This is a genomic window from Plebeiibacterium marinum (assembly GCF_026013615.1).
Taxonomy (GTDB): Bacteria; Bacteroidota; Bacteroidia; order Bacteroidales; family Marinilabiliaceae; genus Saccharicrinis; species Saccharicrinis marinus_A.
The window spans coordinates 15673-37596 of record NZ_JAPDPI010000040.1; the positions used below are offsets into that span (position 1 = coordinate 15673).

Consider the following 21924-nt stretch of genomic DNA (forward strand, 5'->3'; position numbering starts at 1 on the left):
CAATTAATGCTTTCAGGAAAACTCGATGTTATCCCCCACACAGAGCCAGTAGCCGCCCCTTTAAGGGGTGAGCGATGGGATCCGCAACAAAACTGAAGTTTTAATGCAGAGACTACTTAAACGTTGTTTTGCTTAGCATTTAAGCTTGAAATTCAGTAGAACCCGGAGTATAGCAAATAGCTAACAACCATTACAAAAACAAACAAAAGATGAAACTTTTACATCATACCAAAAATTACACACTAACAGGAGAAAAGAAGGTGAATGTGACTGTTAGGGACAATAAGATTTATAAGATTAACAACCGTAAAACACCCATTGACGTTGAGCCTTTGGATAATGGGGAGTTTGTGATTAAATGTGCCGAAAATTCGCATATTGGCGAAGTGGTTGACCTGAAGCAGAATGAGGTTACGGTGATGATTAATGGAAATACCTATCATTTTACTATTGACACCGAGCTAGCAAGCAAACGCAAAGAAAAACTCTCGAAGTCTGACAAAAAGAAAGTGGAAAAAACAAAGGCTCCGCTACCCGGCGAAATTGTGGCGGTACTGATGTCGGAAGGGCAAGAAGTACACAAGGGAGAACCGGTTATGATTCTGGAGGCCATGAAAATGCAAAATGAAATCGTGAGTCCGGTAAGTGGCAAGATCAAGAGTATACATGTAAAAGCTGAAGAATCCGTGATGAAAGATCAGTTGTTGTTTGAAATTGATCCGGGGAAATAGAGTAATGTTTATGAGTATTTTTTATCATTTGCATGATTATAATATTATTGAGGTAAACTTTTTTGCCACATAATGGTTTAGTTATTAATCTGAATTCTAAAATATTAATTAAATACAGGTTAGAAATTTAAACCTCATATCTATGCGAGAATTAATGCTTATCATCCATATCATATCTGTAGCCCTGTTTTTAGGGGCTGCATTTTCAGGGTATATCATCAATCTGGTGGCCAAAAAAAAGGAAGATGAAGGGCTGTTGAACATTTATACGGCCTTACTTTCGCTCAATTATCTTGGTAAAACAGGCTTGACCCTGTTAATTATTACAGGGGGATATTTAATGACTCCCTACTGGCAGGCATTGGGCGCCATGCCAATGCTTATTGCCAAGCTGGCACTGGTAATTGTACTTTTAATTTTACTGGTGGTAATTAGTATAAAAGCCAAACAGGCACGCCATAACCCATCTGTAACAAACTTTATGAAATTGAAACCATTTCAAAACATCAGTCTGGTTGTTAGCATTGTAGTGGTAATATTGGCAGTTATGGTATTTGGATAGATGAATAGTCCTGGTGCAACAATTGCAATAAAGATGCTGTCCGTTGTAATGCTCGCTATTCTGGGCTGTTAAACTCTTGAATACATCAGACTGGTGCTCAAAAGAGAGGTTTCAACCAAATATTTTACCAATTCACAAGCCAAAATCTCAAACTAACACATCTACACTTCTAGATATTTGCAGAAAATATTAACTTTAACCTTGCATTGCTGCAACCTTTATTAATTTTTTTTGTTTTTGAAACAACCAACATAAAACAAAAACAACAAAAGCAAAAAAATCAGTGTTCCATAATTAATAATAATACACTACATATGAAACGACCCATGATAAATTCTACTCACACAGGAGAGGCATTATTAGGGAGTTCCCCGTCTGTACAAACGGACAGGCATCGAATACCTTTGGAAATATAAATTATAATGAGATGAAAACAATAGCACTTCTTCTGTCAGTACTTGCCATTAGCATGGCATCCCATGCCCAAAGCAATGAATTAAATTTTACGGAAGCACAGTCTCTGGCTCAAAAAGAAGGGAAACATATCATAGTAATCTTTAAAGGATCAGACTGGTGTGCCCCTTGCATAAAACTGGAAAAGGAAATTCTGAATACTGAAGAATTCAAACAACTCACAAAAAAACATTTCATAACTGTAACTGCTGATTTTCCTCGAAAAAAGAGCAATCAACTCCCCGAAGAAAGACAAAAACACAACGCTGCCCTGGCAGAGAAATATAACAGTAATGGATATTTCCCATTAGTAGCAGTGGTTGATGCAAAAGGAAAACTATTGGGTGCACTAGGGTATGAAAAAAAGAGTGTTTCACAGTATGTTGAAAAACTAAAAGCATTTTAAACTCTATGAAATCGTTAATTACACTTGTCTTTTTATTGCAGCTAGGTTTAGTGCCTGCCCTGTCGCAAAGCACCTATAAAAAAGTAACAAAATTAATGGGGTGTAAATTTGAAATTAGCGTTGTAGCCAATTCTCAAACGGAGGCAGACTCATATATTACTGCGGCAACTGAGGAAATCAAGCGCATTGAAAAAATGATTTCATCATGGAATAATGATTCCGAGACCTCCCTGATTAATAAAAATGCGGGGATACAACCTGTTAGGGTAAGTAAAGAGTTGCTCCTGCTTATTGAACGGGCTCTGAAAATATCGAAATTAACCGATGGAGCATTTGATATAACTTATGCATCTGTCGACAAAATATGGAAATTTGATGGGAGCATGACTCAAATGCCCAATCCTGAAACCATTAAACATTCGGTAAGGAATATTGACTACAAAAACATTGTTATCGACCATGAAAAAAGCACCGTTTATTTAAAAAACAAAGGCATGAAGATTGGTTTTGGAGCCATTGGTAAAGGGTACGCCGCCGACAAAGCCAAAGCACTATTGATTTCAATAGGGGCTAAAGCGGGAATTATAAACGCCTCAGGAGACCTATGTACCTGGGGAACCCAACCCAATGGCAAAAATTGGATGGTAGCTATTGTCAATCCCCTGAACAAGCAAAAAGTATTTTCATGGATGCCCGTTGTAAACAGCGCTGTGGTAACATCCGGGAATTACGAGAACTTTGTAACCTTTAATGATGAAACCTATTCTCATATCATCGACCCCAGAACAGGCTATCCGGCAAAAGGAATTCTGAGCGTTAGCATATTTACCCCCAATGCTGAAATTGCTGATGCTTTGGCCACATCGGTTTTTGTTATGGGCACGGAGGCTGGCCTTAATTTGATTAATCAACTAAATGGTATTGAATGCATCATTATTGATTCTGACAACAACATATTAAAATCAAATCATATTCAATTCGACACGGTAAAAAATGAAAAAACAAATGAAGAAAATATTTCCAATTAGCGCCCTGATCCTGGTTCTGTCTACTTCATGTTCTGTTTTAAAAGAATATGAAAAAGTAAACATCAACGATCCGGATATGGCTTTAAGTGATAAGAAGTTTAAAAAATTTGAAACCAGCTATCAAGTATACCGCGAAGGGGCATCCGGCGCCAATGGAGGTAAATCTGGCGGTGGGTGCGGCTGTAACTAACTGCAATATTTTATTCTGATTTCAGTAGATAGGCTCTGCAAGGAAACCCCGGTTTTATAGTGAACCCCACCCCTCCACCTCTCGAACTACGTACCTATTAAGCAGTTGAAGGATACAAGTAGGGATAAAATCGAGTTTTCCAACAAGCTCTAATTAATACAAATTGATCATCGTTAATTATTTATTGATCATTGTTAATTGAAATAATCTTATGTGTAAAACAACAATATTAATGATACTGATGTTCCTTATGGGCTCCTTAGCTTATGCCCAAAAGGATTCAACAACCATATACAAAAAAAGGGTTTTAGAAAGCACCGAAATAGACATACTATCCAGTTACTACAAACAAACAGGCGACAATGCATCGGTTACCGGAGGGATTGGGAATGAAGAACTAACCGATTTTACTCCAACCATCATTGTAAGTATGCCTTTAAATGCAGATGATGTTTTAACTATTGATGCGGGTTTTTCTACTTACACCTCAGCTTCATCCAGTAACGTAAATCCCTTTGATAAATCAGGAGCTTCTTCTAACACCAATAACACTATGGAGGGAAGTCCCTGGGTAGCCTCATCCGGAGCCTCACAAAAAGACACCTGGACCAATTTGTCGGTGAGTTATGCCCACAGCTCTGATGACCGCAACAAGAAGTGGAGTACGAACATATCATTCTCAAACGAATACGACTATAGCTCAATTGGTATTGGAGGAGCATATACGCTGCAATTCAACCAAAAAAACACGGAAATGGGTTTAAGCTCCAATTTATTTTTCGACACCTGGAAAGCGGTCTACCCTACTGAGTTAAAAGCTTATATTGATGAAGAAGGCGATCTTGATGATGGATTTTTTTCAAATGCTGATATCCTCGATATTAATGGCAATATTACGCCCAAATCAGGAAACACCTGGAATCCGGATGCATTTGAAAAAATTAAGGACAAAGGCAGAAACACTTATGCGGTATCCCTGTCTTTTTCACAAATCTTAGGAAAAAATGCACAATTCTCGCTGTTTGCAGATATTGTGATGCAAAAAGGATATTTGGCTAATCCGATGCAAAGGGTATATTTTGCCGACAAGGCCAACTATTTTATAGGTAATGCCAGTAGCATCCCAATATATACAAGCAGTGAAAACCGCGATGTATTCATGCTTGCCGACGACATTGAAAGGCTGCCCGACACAAGGTTTAAAATCCCGGTGGGCGCACGGTTTAACTACTATTTCAACGAGTTTTTAACCCTCAGAACATATTACCGCTATTATAAGGACGACTGGGGTATCCAATCAAATACCATTTCTGTTGAATTACCCATAAAAATATTAGGTAAACTGACTTTATATCCCGGCTACCGGTTTTATAATCAATCGACAGCAGATTATTTTGCTCCTTTTGACGCACACCTGTCTACTGACGAATATTATACTTCTGATTATGACTTGTCGAAGTTTGATGCTAACCAATGGAGCATTGGGTTAACTTATACCGATATATTTACCTCTTTTCACATTGGCAAATTTGGATTAAAAAGTATTGACTTAAAATACAACAACTATGAACGTAACAGCGGTTTAAAAGCCAACTACTTTGCCTTTGGGTTAAAGTTTGTTATGGATTAAAGAGCACTTATGGAGATTTACTTACAGCTTGTATTACCCCAAACCCCAAAGGGGCTTCTGATTTACAGCTGTGTTATCATGTAGTATTTGCCGGCTTTATTATGACTCCCCATTGGTAGCAAAAACAAAAGTCTAAAAACACCCGGCAAGTCAACAAAAAAGCTCTTTAGTTTGTTAAAATATTTTGATGTTGTTAAACATTGTTTATAATTGAAGAAAAATATCTTTAATTTAAATCAACTTAATATATTTGTCATTCATTATTATACAAGAATAATCACGAAACAAAATATAGCAAAATTAAAAGTTTACAATTATGAAAGTAACCGTAGTGGGAGCAGGAAATGTTGGAGCTACCTGTGCAGATGTGTTAGCTTACAGAGAAATTGCTAACGAAGTTGTATTACTTGATATTAAAGAAGGAGTAGCCGAAGGAAAAGCACTTGATATTTGGCAAAAATCTCCAATCAATTTATATGATACTCGTACTATTGGGTCAACAAATGACTATGAAAAAACTGCGGGATCAGATGTGGTTGTAATCACATCCGGATTGCCTCGTAAACCAGGAATGTCAAGAGATGACTTGATTGAAACCAATGCCGGAATTGTAAAAATTGTTACTGAAAATATCGTAAAGCATTCTCCTGATGCCATTATCATTATCGTTTCAAATCCATTGGACGTAATGACATATCAGGCGCACCTTTCTTCTAAATTCCCCAGAAACAAAGTTATGGGTATGGCAGGAATCCTTGATACAGCACGTTACCGCGCTTTCCTTGCTGAAGAATTAAATGTTTCTCCAAAAGATATCCAGGCAGTGTTAATGGGTGGACATGGCGACACAATGGTTCCACTTCCACGTTATACAACAGTTGGTGGAATTCCTGTTACGGAATTAATTGATGAAGAAAAATTAAACGCTATTATTGAAAGAACCAAGTTTGGTGGCGGCGAGTTAGTAAAACTAATGGGAACTTCGGCATGGTATGCTCCAGGTTCAGCTGCAGCACAAATGGTTGAAGCAATTGTGAAAGACCAAAAAAGGGTATTCCCTGTTTGTATTAAACTTGAAGGGGAGTACGGAATTGATGATTGCTACCTGGGAGTACCTGTTGTTCTTGGTAAAAACGGTGTTGAAAAAGTTATTGAGCTTAAATTGAATGACGACGAAAAAGCTTTATTGGAAACCAGCCGCGAACACGTTCTTGAAGTAATGAATGTATTGAACAAATAATATTTCACTTATTATACATCAAGCCTGCTAAGTTTTTAGCAGGCTTTTTTTATGCCCCACAACAAATTCCCTGAAAATATAATAGCTTAATTGAAGTTTTATTGCAGACTGCTCTTACTTTTTTCCGAATTTTTGCGTTATTTTGATATTACAATTCACAACACAACATTAAAAAATCAATATCGTGAAAACATTTCTTTTTAAACCGCTATTATTAAGCACATTCCTACTTCTACAGATTTCCTGGGGTTTTGCTCAAGACGAAGATCAAAATCAAGACCTGGATAATGGTCCTTTAGTTGGGCAGTTCGACTATATTATGAAAAAGTCGGAAACTTACGAAGCTTATAAAGTTGTTAAGATTACATCTTTAAGAAAAATAAAATCAAACGTTCTTGATTCTGTAAAGAATCTTAAAAGCACAATTTCAGAACTCGAAACACAAAGCGAAACACAAAAGAATGAAATCAACAGCTTAAAATCAGATCTGAAAGACACGAATGACAAACTCAACCAAATAACAAAAGAAAAGGAAAGTTTCTCCTTCCTGGGATTTTTAATGAAGAAAAGTTCATATAATTTAATGGTATGGACTATCGTTTTGGTTTTAACAGTTGCATTTGTAGTCATGTTCTTTTTATTTAAGCAACGCCATTCAGTTACAGCAAAAACAAAACAAGCACTAATTGAAAAGCAGGAAGAGTTTGATGCCCATAGAAAGTGGGCTCTGGAAAGAGAGCAAACACTTGCAAGGGATTTAAATAAATTAAAACAAAAATACAAGGGGCTTGATTAAAGTCCCTTTTTCTTTAACCGGAAAACCGATCTTTACTATCTGCTTCTGCCTACGTCCGCAATCGTACACCTTTCCGTGCCATAACGTTCATTTTTCCCAACCCTCTTTCACCAAAAAATCCACCCATTTACCTACATATCATTAACTTACAGTTTTCGGCACAAAATATGAAATTCAGTTAGCACAACAATTAATAACTGGAGGATAAAGCAATGAAAACACAAGTAAATCACCACAATCATCACTTGACAGCAGTTGGAGTATTAATTAGTTTATCAGTTGTTCTTTTAGCGTTTGGAATTTATAAAACAGTTGTTTTTCAACAAAATGAAATGTTCAATTCATACACATATACTTCAGAATCGGTAGCAGCCTCATATGATGTTAACAATTTAAATGCAGCAAATGAATTTGAATTTACTGCAAGCGAAGCTCCTATAGAAATGGAAGAATGGATGACAGATTATTCATCATGGCTTGTTGAGCCAGAACAATCAGCCACAACTTTTGGTCTTTCTGACTATGTTGAAGAAACATTACCTATTGAAAACTGGATGACAAACACATCGGAATGGCTCAATACAGTAGCAACAGACCAAGTATTTGAAGAAGAACTTGTTGTTGAAGACTGGATGCTTTCCACCTCTGAATGGGTTACACCAATAACGGCTATAGATTTTACTCACGATGAAAAAGAATTAGAAATTGAAAGCTGGATGGTTTCAATTGACCAATGGAATGTACCTTTGCTAACAACACAACAATGGAACGAAATCAACAACAATCAGGAAGAAACACTAGCGGTTGAAAACTGGATGATTCAATGTTGTACCTGGTTACTTCCTCATCAAATGAACTCCGAAGAGCTTTATGATTTTAGTCAGAATATTATGGAAGAAGCCCTTGTGCTTGAACCATGGATGACAAATGTTGAAAGTTGGTTAATTGAAGAAACTGAAACAGAAAGAGTTTAACTGACATATTCATTGCTTTTCATCCACGGAAATGATTTCTTATTAAACCATAAAATAACAAGTCCCAATCCTAAACAACAAAAAAGGATGTCTCTTTAGTACCAGACATCCTTTTTTATTTTTCATAAATCTGTTTTGTATATACTATTCACTTTGAGCTGAATTTTCCATTTTATTGTTTCCCTCTGCTTTATTTAAAACAAACCTGTTGTAATAAGAAAACAAAAGTGTAGTAATTGGTAATGCAATCAGCATACCAAGCAATCCCAGCAAGCTTCCCCAAATTGATAAGGAAAGTAAAATAATAGCCGGGTGCAATCCATATACTCTCCCCATTATCTTTGGAACCAAAATAGTTTCCTGAATTAACTGAACTACAGCAATTACAATTAATGAGAGCCCTATCACATGCCAAAAACTTTGATTTGTTTCCATAGCCTTGAGCAAGGACAATAAGGCAACCGGTATTAGTCCCACAACCTGCAAATATGGTACAATGTTCATCGCTCCAATAAACAATCCTATAATAATTGCCATTGGCAAACCAACTATTTTAAATCCTATTGCCAATAGTACACCTACAATCAATGCAATAAGTCCCTGGGCTCTAAAATATATCTGCATTCCGGATGTAAGATCCTCAAAAACATGCAAAACCGGTTCCCGATATTGAGGAGGCACCAGAGTAATCCAGCCATCAGAAATTCGTTTAAAATCGATAAGCAAGAATACCAAATACACAATAACGATTAGCAGGCTAATCAATCCAATTAAAAAATTCACTGATCCGGAAAATACAACCCAGGCCTGCCCTAAAACTTTCCTTAATGTATCCGCTACACTCTGCGGATTAAGAATTTCAGTCAAGTCAGTTTGCTGAACATACTCATTGATCCACGTAATGGTCTCTTGGGGCAATATTTCTGCAAACGAAGAACTTTCAATATGTTTGCGTAACAGCTGAACCATCTTAGTCATTTCACCAACAAACTGCGGAATCAGCCATATTGACAACAGATATAAACTCCCAAAAACTACTATCAAACCAGTAAAAACAGCCAAAGCCCTGTATTTGAAACGAAGTCTAAATTGAATAAAATCGATTAGAGGATTAATTAAATAGGCAAATAGAACTGCTATTAAAAAGGGTATTAACGCCCCGCTTAACCTACGCAGTAAAAAATATACCCCAAGTAAGAATCCTATAGATAATAACATCCGGACAACCCTGTCAAAAGTATAGGGTTTCGACTGATAATTCATAACATTATAATTTTGAGCCAAGATAGAAAAATAATTTAAGCACCATAAATAATTTAAATTATCGCCTGATATTATGAATTATTATAAGAAATTATTTTCTTCGTGTTCAATTATCGACTATTCCGTGTGAATTTTTGTTAATTTATGTATTTATTTATAAATAATCTAAGCCACAAATTGTTGGAGTATGGATATTTATTTAGTATTTTACAACCATTATTTAATATGATGCACGCAACAGCACTTTATTAAAAACAAGCTAACACACAACATCTTAAATGAAACAAAACATTTTATATCTACTACTGTTTCTTTTATCTTTTGGCATATTTTCTTGCGAAAGGGAATTTGAGTATGCCAATGGACTAAATGGATTAAGTTTTTCGGTAGATACATTGATGTTTGATACCATTTTTTCATCGGTTGGTTCTGTTACCCGGAACTTTAGAATATACAATCCTTACGATGAAGATCTCATTATAAATTCCATTGAACTTGCCAATGCGGATGCCAGTAACTTTAGACTGAATATTAATGGCTATGCCGAGAATTACATGGAGGATGTTAAAATAAATTCTCACGATAGTCTGTATGTATTTGTTGACATTACAATAACCCCGGGAGATGAAAATTCGCCTTTTGTTGTAAGCGATTCGGTACTTGTATATACTGGCGACAAAACTCAGAGCGTAACCCTTGTTGCCTATGGCCAGGATGTGGTATTGCTAAAAGAGGAAAAGGTTAAAACCACCACTTTTACTGCCGACAAGCCTTATTTGATATATGATTATTTAATTGTTGACAGCCTTGAAACGCTGACCATTGAACCCGGAGCCCGATTGCATTTTTATAACGACGCTGAGTTAATTGTTTTTGGGAGCATGCAGGTTGACGGGACTTACGAAGAACCTGTTCAGTTTTTAGGTCACCGTTTGGAAGAGTGGTACGAAGATAAACCCGGACAATGGGGACAGATCCATTTTATGCCCGGAAGCTCAGATAGCTACATCAAACATGCAGAAATAAAAAATAGTCTCACCGGATTATTTGTTGATTCTGTTGGTTTGGGAAAAGATTCCCCATTACTTATTGAAAACTCTATTATTAACCATATAACTGATTTTGGTATTATTGCCCAAAATTCCAATATAAAAATAAGCAACTCCGTAATTGGAGATTGTGGTTATCATTCAGTAGCCCTTACCCTGGGAGGAATATATAATTTTTATCACTGCACTATAGCCAACTACTTTAATTGGACATACAGAAGTACTCCAGCTTTATTTTTAAACAATTATTACATTGATGAAGATGGGAACGAAGTTATAAATCCTCTTATTGAGGCCAACTTTTACAATAGCATCATCTATGGAAGAAACCATACCGAGCTAGGTTTTGATTTTATCGAAACTGAAGAAACAGAAGATTTGCCCGATAATGGTTTTAATTATTTGTTTAAAAACTGTTTGATCAAATCAGGAGAGATAGATATTAGCGATCCAAACAAATTTAAGTTTATTACGGCTAATGAAGACCCCAACTTTATAGATCCTTACGGCTTTGAATATCAACTAGACACCCTATCCCCCTGCAAAGACATTGGAAACTTTGACATTGCCAGCGATTTTCCTTTTGACTTGTTAAATACCAACCGAACAAAAGATTCTGGTCCTGACCTGGGGGCTTACGAACGAATTGAAGATGAATAAAAAAAACTTTACATCAAACCTTCTTATTTTCTTTCTATCCATACTCTCTCAAAACATTTATGGTCAACACAAAGATGAAATAGGAGTCCTGTTCTATAATGTAGAAAACCTATTTGACACTTATGATGATACCATAAAAACAGATGAAGAGTTTTTACCTGAAGGCGCCAGGAAATGGAATTATAAAAAATACAACCAAAAGATAAATCACATTGGACGTGTTATATTTGAATCAGGCCAATGGAACCTCCCGGTTATTATTGGGCTTTGTGAAATTGAGAACTCCGGGGTTCTAAAAGATTTAATCTTTTCCACAGGATTATCTAAACTATCGTACAACTATATCCATTATGAATCAAGCGACAAAAGAGGCATCGATGTAGCCTTACTCTATAAATCAAAGCAGTTTACACCTCTGGAATCCAGACCTGTTAAAATAAACTTTAGTTCAGACAGCAGGCCAACCCGGGATATCCTGTATACATACGGACTTTATAATGAATCCATTCCCTTGCATATTTTTGTTTGTCATTTTCCTTCGAGGTACGGTGGCGTAATGGAAAGCCAGCACAAAAGGGTATTAGCAGCACAGACTTTGTGCGACACGATCAATCAGATCAATAAACTTGACAAATTGGCTAATATTATAGTAATGGGTGATTTTAACGACAATCCCAACGATATAAGCATATGTCAAATTATTAAAGAAACAAACCTTGTTAACCTGTCGACAAATATGAAGTCGCTCAACAATTCGCAGGGAACCTTGAAGCATAAATTTGAATGGAATATATTTGACCAAATGCTGGTATCTGAGAATTTAAACGACAGTACCAACGATATGTCAATTTCAGATAACCTTATGTTACAGGATTTCGAATTCCTGCTTGAAGACGATCTCAGTTACACCGGAAAGAAACCCTACAGAACCTATATCGGATACAAGTACAATAACGGATATAGTGATCACCTACCTATTTTACTAAAATTAAATCCCAATCGATAACTTATATTAAGTTTTGCCTTACCCACTCATACATAGCAACGCCACAGGCATGAGAAACATTCATGGATTTAATGGCTCCCACCATTGGTATATGAACCGCCTGCGAACACTTTTGCACCAATTCATCCGCAAGCCCATAAATTTCATTCCCCAGCAAAAACGCCACCTTTCCTTTCAAGTTTGACAGGAAGATGTTATTGGAATTATCAGCTGTTTCTATTGCTACCAGTTCATATCCGGCATCAATACTATCCATCCAGCAATCTTCAGAAACAAAGGACCACTCCACCTGACCTTGAGCTGCGCCTGCCACTTTTTTAATCTTGCTTGCCCTAACAGATAGTTCATCCCCAACGAAAATTACTTTTCTGCATCCGAAGTTTGATGCCAGTCGAATAATATGCCCCATATTTTCAGGAGATTTTAATTGATAGGCAACAATAATTGGGCCTTCGTTGCCTAAGGAGTATTCTCTGGTTTCAAATAATAAGGAAGACTTTGTTGATTTATTTTTCATCTTACTTTAATACTAACCCCTTTTCTTTTCCCAGTTTTAGCATAAGCCCGTAGGCTTGTTCTCTTTCGTTTTCAATATCCCCATCCAAAATGGCATCCTTAATGGCAGTTTTAATATCTCCAATTTCTCTGCAAGGCCCAATTCCAAATGCCTCCATAATATCTTCACCAGAAACCGGGGGTTGAAAATTTCTGACCCGATCTTTTTCCTCAATCTCTTTAAGTTTCCTTCTAACAATTTTGAAGTTTTTCATAAAGCGTTTTACTTTATCTTCATTTTTAGAAGTAATATCAGCTTCGCACAAGGTCATTAACGAATCAATATCATCTCCTGCATCAAAAAGCAAACGTCTTACCGCAGAATCCGTAACTATATCCTCCGACAAAACGATAGGGCGCATGTGCAGATATACCATTTTCTGTACAAACTTCATCTTTTCGTTCAAAGGAAACTTCATGCGCTTAAAAATCCTGGGAATCATTTTTTGTCCCAAATGATTGTGCCCATGAAAAGTCCAACCCAGTTTTTCGTCATATCTCTTTGTTGCCGGTTTTGCAATATCATGAAAAATAGCAGCCCACCTTAACCAAACATCATCAGTATTAGGCACTATCCTATCCAAAACTGCTAAAGTATGGTAAAAATTATCTTTATGTTTCCTGCCCCCTTTTTCCTCAACTCCTTTGAGTTGCTGCAACTCGGGCATAATAATATTCAACAATCCGGTTATCTCCAGTAGCTTAAATCCAACGGAAGGGCGTTCGGCCATCATCATTTTGTTTAACTCGTCAACAATGCGTTCGCCTGAAACAATGCCAATACGCTCTTTATTATTCTTTATTCCCTCAAGGGTTTGATCCTCAATCCTAAAGTTAAACCTGGTTGCAAAACGAATGGCCCTCATCATACGCAATGGGTCATCCGAGAATGTAATATCCGGATCCAATGGTGTACGTATAACCCCATTATCCAAATCTTCTTCCCCGTTAAAGGGGTCAACCAACTGACCAAAAGTGTTTTTATTCAAACTTATTGCCAGGGCATTAATGGTAAAATCCCTTCTATTCTGATCATCCTCAATAGTGCCATCCTCAACAATTGGCTTTCTTGAATTTCTTTGATAGGATTCTTTTCTGGCTCCAACAAACTCAACTTCTTCATCCCGGAACTTGAACATCGCTGTGCCAAAATTTCTAAATACAGACACCTTTAGTTTTCCCAGTTTTGCTGCAACTTTCTCAGCCATATCAATACCACTCCCTCTGACTACAATGTCAATATCCTTTGAAGGCTTGCCCAAAAGAATATCCCTAACATATCCTCCAATAACATATGTTTCAACACCCTCCTGATCTGCAACAGCCCTAACTGCCTTAAAAACTGTACTATCAAGGTGTTTATTTACGTTTATCTCTGCCATATTCTGTATTTAGGATGACAAAATTACAATATATTTATTGGATAATAACATAAAATGATCGTTCATAGTTTAATAACAGTAGTGAACTTTTTCAATTCTATTACAAAGGCCCTCAATAGACATATTACCTTAGCCTTTCATTCTGACTAGGTCTTTAAGCTCTGCATTAGATAAATCTCCAATCCACTTTTCTCCAGTTGATACAGCTAAATCAGCCAAATGCTTTTTATCAAGAAGCATTTCGTTAATCTTTTCTTCAAAAGTTCCCTTGGAAATCATGCGGTGAACCAATACATTTTTTTGCTGACCGATACGAAAAGCCCGGTCGGTCGCCTGTGCTTCAACAGCCGGATTCCACCATAAATCGTAATGAACAACATGATTGGCTGCGGTTAAGTTTAATCCTGTACCTCCTGCTTTTATGGAAAGGATGAAGATTTTTTTATGCTTTTTAGTCTGGAAGGCTTCAACCATTTCATCCCTTTTTTGACGAGAGACACCACCATGTAAGAACAATGGCTTATTGTCAAAAACATTTTCTAATATACGTACAAGAATTTGTCCCATTTCTTTATATTGAGTGAATATCAGTACTTTTTCATCACTTTCGCATATAGAGCGAAGTAACTGAATAAGCATCTCGGTTTTTCCTGATAATTCTACACGGTCATCTTCTTTTTTTAGAAACTGTGACGGGTGGTTACATACTTGCTTTAATGCAGTCATCATTTTTAGTACCAGTCCTTTTCTTTCGATAGAGTCTTCTTCCGTATTTTCAAGCGTTTCCATCATTGAATCAACTACATTCTGGTACAGTGCGGTTTGTTCTTTGGCTAGTTCAATAAAACAATCATGTTCAATTTTTTCCGGCAAATCAGATATGATTGATTTATCGGTTTTTAACCTTCTGAGGATAAACGGTTCGGTTATCTTCCTGAACCTTTCAAGTTGTTCCCCATTATTGTCATTCTCGATAGGAGAGGCAAAAGCTTTCTTGAAAAATTTTGCAGAACCCAAGTAGCCTTTATTAACAAAATCGAATAAACTCCAATATTCACTAAGCCTGTTTTCAACCGGAGTTCCACTCATAGCGATTTTAACATCAGCTTTTAATTTTTTAACTGCTTTTGTCTGTTCTGTTCCCGGATTTTTTATGTTCTGAGCTTCGTCAATGGCAACGAGTTCCCATTTTACCTTTTGAAATTTTGATGCATCGCTACGTAACATTCCATAGGACGTAATTACCAAATCACATCCATCGGTTTTAAACTCCCGTTTTGCTCCATGATATATATGAGGTAACAATTGTGGTGCAAATCTTTCAATCTCCTTCTGCCAGTTAGTAATCAACGTTGTAGGAACAACAATCAATGCTTTTTTCTTTTCAAAACGACCTTCATTTTTGAATTGTAGTAATAAACTGATGACTTGCAATGTTTTTCCAAGTCCCATATCATCAGCAATAATGCTTCCAAAGCCTACTTTACTATTGTTGTATAACCATTGATATCCACGTTCCTGATATGGACGCAATGTTGCATTCAATTCGGCAGGAGATGCAATTCGGTCACTTTGTAGTAATTCATTAATGAGCTCCTTTGCTGTATCTGAAATGGATATTTTTGCTTCCTGATATTCTTCTGTTAAGGCTGATTGAAGCAATTCTGCATGGGAGAGCTGTTTTTCTGCATCCAGGTTAGCAAGCATGGTTGATACTTCTTTTTGGTCAACCAGCACATATTCTCCCTTAATATTTACAACTCCTGATGTACCGTCAACCATTTTTTTAAATTCACCTACTGGAATGGTTTTGTCACCAATGGCTATTTGCCATTCAAATTGCAGCATTTCATTAAGGTTAAAGTAGCTTTTGCCTGTAGAACCTGAGCTATTGCTTTCTAGTTTTAGAGAAGCTTTTGGTCGTGCCAGGCTTTTAAGTGAATTAGGCAATAAAATACGAATGCCTAATAATTTAACTATTGGCAAAATATTTAACAGAACTTCGGCAAAGGTATCTGAATCAAAGAAAAGTTGTTCTTTACCTGAGGATGAAATTAATGGTTTTATTGCCGAAAAATCATGCGATAAACTTGCCAGTGATTGAAATAATGATGTTTTAAATTTATTGTATGCCTTGTTGTTAATAAAATCATTAAGCGATATCGGTTTCTGCAAGGAATCCTTACGATCTTCGACCCATATCTGAAACTCAAAGCTGTTTTCTTCCGGTTTATCATCAATTTTAATCAACGGAACGTAAGGTTTTTCACCTATAAAAAACCGTTGCAAGTATTGATGAATGGCTTCCGGCATTTGTTTTTCGCCAAGTTGATTAAATGAATAACATTTGTTCCTGAAAAATAACTGTTCAATTTTTGTTTCTAAATACTGAGTTGTCCTAGCCTGAACTGAGTTATTCTCCTTTATATAATGGGTTAAAAAAAGAGACACAAGTGTTATGCACTGTTCCCGTATCGACAGATATTTATGTTTTTTTGCATTAATATATACTTTAACCAATTCAAGAGAGATGCCTTGTTCAAGCATATTAAGTAGTGCATTAACTTCTTCGTTTATGATAGCCGGAATCCATCGAATGACATTCTCATTTTTCTTTAATGCCAGTATTTGCGGCAAGAAGGCTCCATTTTCGGCAAGTTTAACGCTTAAATGCCAGGCCCTGTACAAAGCTTTTAAATCAGATGATAATCGTTGCTCATATTTTTTGGGCAATCTTGCCAGGAAATTAATCATAGAATCAATTCCATAATCATCGACTGTATCAAAAACCAAATCCCCATTATCTGAATGGAAAATTGCTTTTTGAAAAGAAGAATCATCATTTATGAATAATTCAACCGTTTCAATGGATTCAAAAGCCTTAAGTTCCAATCCTTCCTCTTCTTTACCCAATAATGTTTTCGAATAACGCGATACGGCTTTAAAGTTTTTGCGCAACAACGGAACAAAAGGTTTATCGTAAAAGATGCTCCTGGGTTCGAGCAATGATAACAGCTTGTCAGTTTGAGGCGTTATTTTCGACAAATCAAAGTGTGCACTATCTTCTTTTATTTCGTTAACATGCTCGGGTGCACCATCCAATAGTTGTTGCTGAAAATCCGGGATATCCATCTCTTTTTCAAGAGTCATACCAGTTTTTGTCAGTTCCTTAAGAATATCCAAACCATGTAACTGAAAAATCAAAAAGGGGTTTCTGTCAATTTCAGCCGAAATCATATAAATAACCGATGCCAGATGTTTACACGGGACTGCCCAATCCGGACACGAACATTGCATGTCAAAATCAGACCACTTATTGGGGAATACTGCAATATGATGCTCTTTTGCTATTTCGTTTAACTCGTGGGGCAACTCCCTGTTAAGCAAATGAGAGAGCAACAAAGGGTCTTGGCTAATGGCTTGTAATAACTTCTTTTTCTCTGCATCGGTAAACAATGGCACTGTAACCAAAACCTTGTATGGTGTGCGACGGCTTCCTTTAACCTTGGCTTCTATTCTGTTATTAATAATATTAATGGACGCCACATAACCATTCCGGGCATAACTTCTACCTCTGGGTAATCGGTTTGAATAGTCAATATCAGTTAGGGCTTTTAGAAAGTGTTCACCCCACCAGGTTTTTCCAAATTGTTGTGCCATTGTTTAAATAAGATGTGCGATTTATTTTGTTGTTTTTTTTTAACTCCGTGCTATTCCACTAATAAATGTATCAACAAAGTCAATATTTTATTTTCTTTCTTCATTATTCTTCGAGTTTGTTAGGTAGGTTATCGGAGAGCAAAATTTTCATTTGCTGAATAGCAATCTGGTTTAGTTTTCCTAAGCGTTCAGATTGCGAGATGCCTTCGTTAATAAAAACAGCGTTTAAATTTTCAAGGTTAGCCAAACACACCAACTGACTAACATTAGCAAAATCTCTTATATTTCCTTTTTCGTCAGGGTTTTCGTCACGCCATTGTTTTGCAGTTTTTCCAAACAATGCCATATTTAACACATCGGCTTCGTTGGCATAAATATGACTTATTTGTACAGGAGTTAAATCTTTTGGAATCAAATTCTCTTTTATGGCATCGGTATGTATGCGGTAATTTATTTTGGTTAGGTTGCGCCTAATATCCCATCCAAGTTGTTTTAATTCCTCATCTTTAAGTCTTTGAAACTCTTTGATTAGGTAAATTTTAAATTGTGGAGAAACCCATGATGCAAATTCAAAAGCAATATCCTTATGTGCATATGTTCCTCCATATCTGCCAGCTTTTGCAATAATTCCAATGGAATTGGTTTTTGTTACCCATTGTTTTACTGAGAGTACAAAACGGTTTAAGCCTGCTTGGTTTTTAATTCCCTCGAATTCGGGGGAATTAAAATCGGGGTTATAAATCTCTTCCCAGATACCTAAAAATTCAATGGTATTTTTGTTACGTAACCATTTTTCAATCAAAGCCAAACCATTTTCGATATCTCTTACCATATCAGTTAAAGAAATATAATCCTGTTCCTTGTTGTGCAGCACGGCTATTTCACTACCTTGAACAACTATCTTTTTGTTTTTCTTCATTTTAAAATGCTTTGAGATAAAGTAAGATTAACTAAATACAAGTCCCAATTCCTGAAAATAGCCGTTGATTTCAGTGTCCAGTTCTGAGCGTTTGGCTTCCAGTGTTTTTATTTCTTGCATTACAGCATTAATATCCACAGATTCTTCTTCTTCAAAAGTATCTACATAACGAGGGATATTCAGGTTATAATCGTTTTCAGCAATTTCTTTTAACGAAGCGAGATATGAGTACTTCTCTTTTTCTTCCCTGTTTCGGTAGGTGTTTATTATTTCCTCTACATCACTATCTCTTAATTCGTTTTGATTACCAACTTTAATAAAGTGGTCGTCTCCACTTGCATCAATAAAAACCGAGAATGTAATCCCGGTAATCGTCTGCGCTAATCTTTCCTCGTAACAAATTTGCAATCCCCCAAAGTTGGGCTTCGAGTTGTTTCTTCTGGTCTTCTGACATATATTTTGTGATTTAAAATCCTAAATGAAAAGCGCTAAAGATATTGCTTTTAGATAAGAAAACCACAAACAAAGCACAATGAACTATCTCACAAAGCTATACAAAAGGACAAAAAAACTCCCGATTAAAATAACCGGGAGTTTTTATATGTTTTATAGCCTTGTAGGCTGTACCTTAATTAATAGTTTCGTCTAAAGCCTTACCTGGTTTAAACTTAGCTACTTTTTTAGCTGCAATTTGAATTTCTTTTCCTGTTTGAGGGTTTCTGCCGGTACGTGCTGCACGTTCGCTGATAGAGAATGTTCCAAATCCAATTAACTGAACGCTTTCTCCTTTAGCTAATGCATTTTTGATTGCTTCTGTTGTTGCGTTTAAAGCTTTTTCTGAATCTGCTTTTGATAATCCACTTTCTGATGCTATTGCATTTACAAATTCTTGTTTATTCATCTCTTTATAGTATTTGATTGAGTTAATTAATCAGTGCAATATAGCTGTTAATTTGGTTTTTTTCATTGAAATATTCTAAAAATTATAAAAAAGGAAAATCAATCCTCTATTTCTTTTAAAATATTTTCAACCTCCGTTTCTGTTTTATGGAGTTTTTCTTTACAAAGCTTTAATAAAACAGAAACTCGCTTTACTTTTTCCGAAAGTTCATCAACATCTAATTCATCTGCTTCTATTTTAGCCAGAATATCTTCAATTTCATCAATAGCTTCTACGTACCCAATTTTTTTCTTCGTCATACTCCAAGTCTTAAGATTTCACCAAAGGTAAGGTAAATTTAAATGTACTCCCCTTTTCCAGTTTACTTTCTGCCCAAATTTGCCCCCGGTTAATTTCCACAAATTCCTTACACAGCACAAGCCCCAACCCGGTCCCTTTTTCGTTGAAGGTTCCCTGGGTAGACACATTGCTATCCACACTGAAAATTTTCTTAAGGTTCTCTTTTGTAATCCCGACACCTGTATCCGTAACAGCTACTTCAACAAACTGCCTGTATATTTTAGCCGAAACCGTTATCACACTCCCTACTCTTGAAAACTTAATTGCATTCCCAATCAGGTTTCTTAATACTGCACTATACAAATCCTTATCTGCCCAGGCAATTGTATTTTCAGGAATATCAATTGAAATAACAATATCCTTTTCTTCTGCATTGATTTTTAAAATAGAAACTATATTGCTGGTTACAATCCCTACTTCAAGCCGTTCGGGTTTATAGTCTGTGGTTCCCAACTGGGTTCTTGACCATTGTAGCAAGGTATCTACTAACGAAAAAAGTTTCCTTGTGGAATTATGTATAATCTTGCTATACTCCATAATATCTTTATGGCTCTTGGATTCTGCATGTAACGACAGCATTTCGGAGAATCCCATCAGGGAGTTAAACGGACTTTTTAAGTCGTGGGCAATTATAGAAAAGAACTTATCCTTTGTTGCATTCAGTTTTTCGAGCTCTGTGTTTTTTGTTTTCAACTTTTTTTCAACTTTAGCCTTTGCCTTAAACAGGCCAAACAACACAATAGTAAATACAAACAATAAAATTGTGGCTCCCCAAAGCAGGTACGATTTATTCTTTTCTTTAAGCCAATAATTATTCAATGATATATTCTCCTGCTCAAGTTCTTCTATCACTCGTTTATCCTTGGTACTCGTACTTAAACCTGAAATCTTTCTGAGAGCAACAACCGCCTCTTTATTCAATAAGGAATCAGTGATAATACCCCTTCTATTTTGATAATAATATGCCGAGCGATAATCTCCCTGTAATTCATACAGGTCGGCAAAAACTTTATAACAATCGGCCTTCATCCCCATCTCATCCAGTGTAGATGCAATTACCAAAGCCTTTTGCGCATAGGATTTTGCCTGGTATAAATCATCTGTTTTTACATAAACCTGAGACATGAGCAACATGAGCTGACCTTCTTCAGACACATCAGGATACTTATTTAAGAGCTCAGCAGCCTCATGAAGCACAATGATAGCCCTGGGAAAATTCCTTTCCTCAGCATAATAGGCACCCAAAGCTATTTTTGATTTAATAATGCCCAAAGTATCAGATGCATTTATACAAACGTCCTTATACTTATCAAGATAATCCAGGGCATCTTCCATTTGCTGCTTAAACATATATATTTTACCTATTTTTAAATAGCAGCTTGCCAAAAATCCATACAAATCAGAGCTTTGACAATTATCCATTGCTTTATAATACAAGGTCAATGCATGGTTATAGTCTCCTAAAACCATCGAAATATCTGCCATTTCCACTATAGTTTGGCAGATCCCCCTTTCCATATTTAACTTTGCGTAGGCCTTTTGTGCCGTAACCAGCGATGCTATTGACATATCATAGTCTCCCCTTTTTCGATAAGCCTTACCTTTGTAATAATTTGCATCCGCCACGGTCAACTCTGAACCACTATCTTTGGCCAGCCTTATTGCCGAATTAAATATTTTAATTGCTTCCTTATAATTCTTCGATTTAATATTGAGTATCCCCTGCTGTATATTTACTTCAGGCAAATAATTCTTGGTTTTTTTAGCATTTAATAAAAAGCTACTGGCATCAAACGCCTCTTCTGCCTTTATAACATTCCCTGTTTCATAACAAACTTTGCCTAACCAGAAATAAGCCTGTCCCAGTAAGTTATCAACATTTCTAATGTTGACTCCAATATCTACTGCCTTAAATAAATAAGATGCGGCATTGGAAACATCACCACTTTCAGCTAATATAATTCCACCTACGGCACAAACATAAAAGAGCTCCCGTTTACTTCCTTTGGATTCAATATCTTCCACATACATCTTTAGCAGATCACCCGGTTTTTTACTGGTCTGTATTTGACGCAATCCTGAAACCACATCGTCTGAACCAGCAAATAAAAAAGGATTTTGTAAAGAATTATCTGTTGCTTTAATAGGCATACAAAACAACAATAGAGCTAAAAGGAATA

At 36.3% G+C, this 21924-nt stretch carries 21 protein-coding genes; 11 read left to right on the forward strand and 10 right to left on the reverse strand.

Translation table 11 applies throughout. The features are described 5' to 3' along the window. The first annotated feature begins 209 nt into the window (after positions 1 to 209). The 9 genes from OM074_RS16300 to OM074_RS16340 all read left to right on the forward strand — a co-directional run bounded on the left by OM074_RS16300 (position 210) and on the right by OM074_RS16340 (position 8010). Positions 210 to 731 (forward strand): acyl-CoA carboxylase biotin carboxyl carrier protein subunit, encoded by a 522-nt coding sequence (locus OM074_RS16300; RefSeq protein WP_301201373.1) that lies wholly within the window; start codon positions 210 to 212, stop codon positions 729 to 731. Positions 732 to 873: 142 nt separating this feature from the next. Continuing rightward, positions 874 to 1293, forward strand: a complete 420-nt coding sequence (locus OM074_RS16305) for a hypothetical protein (RefSeq protein ID WP_301201375.1) — start codon at positions 874 to 876, stop codon at positions 1291 to 1293. A 427-nt stretch (positions 1294 to 1720) separates the two neighbouring features. Beyond that, a complete protein-coding gene (locus tag OM074_RS16310) occupies positions 1721 to 2152 on the forward strand; it encodes a thioredoxin family protein (protein ID WP_301201377.1) in 432 nt (143 codons plus the stop codon). A 5-nt stretch (positions 2153 to 2157) separates the two neighbouring features. Next, positions 2158 to 3180 (forward strand): FAD:protein FMN transferase, encoded by a 1023-nt coding sequence (locus tag OM074_RS16315; protein ID WP_301201379.1) that lies wholly within the window; start codon positions 2158 to 2160, stop codon positions 3178 to 3180. Continuing rightward, positions 3158 to 3370, forward strand: coding sequence for a DUF4266 domain-containing protein (locus tag OM074_RS16320; RefSeq protein WP_301201381.1), 213 nt, complete (start codon positions 3158 to 3160; stop codon positions 3368 to 3370). Before OM074_RS16315 ends, OM074_RS16320 begins: the two co-directional genes overlap by 23 nt. 232 nt (positions 3371 to 3602) lie before the next feature. Further along, the gene (locus tag OM074_RS16325) at positions 3603 to 5000 is read left to right on the forward strand and encodes a DUF3570 domain-containing protein (RefSeq protein WP_301201383.1); all 1398 of its coding nucleotides are present in this window, start codon (positions 3603 to 3605) and stop codon (positions 4998 to 5000) included. 316 nt (positions 5001 to 5316) lie between these two features. Then, positions 5317 to 6240: a malate dehydrogenase gene (gene mdh / locus OM074_RS16330; protein WP_301201385.1), complete on the forward strand. Its 924-nt coding sequence runs from the start codon at positions 5317 to 5319 to the stop codon at positions 6238 to 6240. 184 nt (positions 6241 to 6424) lie between these two features. Then, entirely contained in the window at positions 6425 to 7036 is a 612-nt protein-coding gene (locus tag OM074_RS16335; protein ID WP_301201387.1) for a tRNA (guanine-N1)-methyltransferase, read from the forward strand. 212 nt (positions 7037 to 7248) lie between these two features. Continuing rightward, on the forward strand, positions 7249 to 8010 hold the full coding sequence (locus tag OM074_RS16340) for a hypothetical protein (protein ID WP_301201389.1): 762 nt from the start codon (positions 7249 to 7251) through the stop codon (positions 8008 to 8010). A gap of 144 nt (positions 8011 to 8154) precedes the next feature. Here OM074_RS16340 and OM074_RS16345 read toward each other — a convergent pair whose 3' ends face one another. Continuing rightward, the gene (locus tag OM074_RS16345) at positions 8155 to 9273 is read right to left on the reverse strand and encodes an AI-2E family transporter (RefSeq protein WP_301201391.1); all 1119 of its coding nucleotides are present in this window, start codon (positions 9271 to 9273) and stop codon (positions 8155 to 8157) included. A 278-nt stretch (positions 9274 to 9551) separates the two neighbouring features. Here OM074_RS16345 and OM074_RS16350 point away from each other — a divergent pair, with 278 nt between their 5' ends. After that, positions 9552 to 10982, forward strand: coding sequence for a hypothetical protein (locus OM074_RS16350; RefSeq protein ID WP_301201393.1), 1431 nt, complete (start codon positions 9552 to 9554; stop codon positions 10980 to 10982). Further along, positions 10975 to 11988, forward strand: a complete 1014-nt coding sequence (locus tag OM074_RS16355) for an endonuclease/exonuclease/phosphatase family protein (RefSeq protein ID WP_301201395.1) — start codon at positions 10975 to 10977, stop codon at positions 11986 to 11988. The genes OM074_RS16350 and OM074_RS16355 overlap by 8 nt, the downstream gene beginning before the upstream one ends. A gap of 1 nt (position 11989) precedes the next feature. Here OM074_RS16355 and OM074_RS16360 read toward each other — a convergent pair whose 3' ends face one another. From OM074_RS16360 to OM074_RS16400, 9 genes are all read right to left on the reverse strand, one after another. Then, positions 11990 to 12505, reverse strand: coding sequence for a TrmH family RNA methyltransferase (locus OM074_RS16360; protein WP_301201397.1), 516 nt, complete (start codon positions 12503 to 12505; stop codon positions 11990 to 11992). A 1-nt stretch (position 12506) separates the two neighbouring features. Next, positions 12507 to 13925 carry a CCA tRNA nucleotidyltransferase gene (locus OM074_RS16365; protein ID WP_301201399.1) on the reverse strand — a complete coding sequence of 473 codons (1419 nt, stop codon included), beginning with the start codon at positions 13923 to 13925 and terminating at the stop codon, positions 12507 to 12509. A 129-nt stretch (positions 13926 to 14054) separates the two neighbouring features. Continuing rightward, positions 14055 to 17585, reverse strand: coding sequence for a DEAD/DEAH box helicase (locus OM074_RS16370; protein ID WP_301201401.1), 3531 nt, complete (start codon positions 17583 to 17585; stop codon positions 14055 to 14057). Positions 17586 to 17688: 103 nt separating this feature from the next. Next, positions 17689 to 18504, reverse strand: a complete 816-nt coding sequence (locus tag OM074_RS16375; RefSeq protein ID WP_301201403.1) for a KilA-N domain-containing protein — start codon at positions 18502 to 18504, stop codon at positions 17689 to 17691. Between the two features lie 27 nt (positions 18505 to 18531). Next, complete coding sequence (locus OM074_RS16380) at positions 18532 to 18876, reverse strand: N-6 DNA methylase (protein ID WP_301201425.1); 345 nt, start codon at positions 18874 to 18876, stop codon at positions 18532 to 18534. Then, positions 18845 to 18958 (reverse strand): type I restriction-modification system subunit M N-terminal domain-containing protein, encoded by a 114-nt coding sequence (locus OM074_RS16385; protein WP_301201404.1) that lies wholly within the window; start codon positions 18956 to 18958, stop codon positions 18845 to 18847. Before OM074_RS16385 ends, OM074_RS16380 begins: the two co-directional genes overlap by 32 nt. A gap of 174 nt (positions 18959 to 19132) precedes the next feature. After that, on the reverse strand, positions 19133 to 19432 hold the full coding sequence (locus OM074_RS16390) for an HU family DNA-binding protein (protein WP_435873444.1): 300 nt from the start codon (positions 19430 to 19432) through the stop codon (positions 19133 to 19135). Between the two features lie 71 nt (positions 19433 to 19503). Then, the gene (gene xseB, locus OM074_RS16395; protein ID WP_301201405.1) at positions 19504 to 19704 is read right to left on the reverse strand and encodes an exodeoxyribonuclease VII small subunit; all 201 of its coding nucleotides are present in this window, start codon (positions 19702 to 19704) and stop codon (positions 19504 to 19506) included. Between the two features lie 10 nt (positions 19705 to 19714). Then, the gene (locus OM074_RS16400) at positions 19715 to 21895 is read right to left on the reverse strand and encodes a tetratricopeptide repeat-containing sensor histidine kinase (RefSeq protein WP_301201407.1); all 2181 of its coding nucleotides are present in this window, start codon (positions 21893 to 21895) and stop codon (positions 19715 to 19717) included. Positions 21896 to 21924 lie beyond the last annotated feature (29 nt).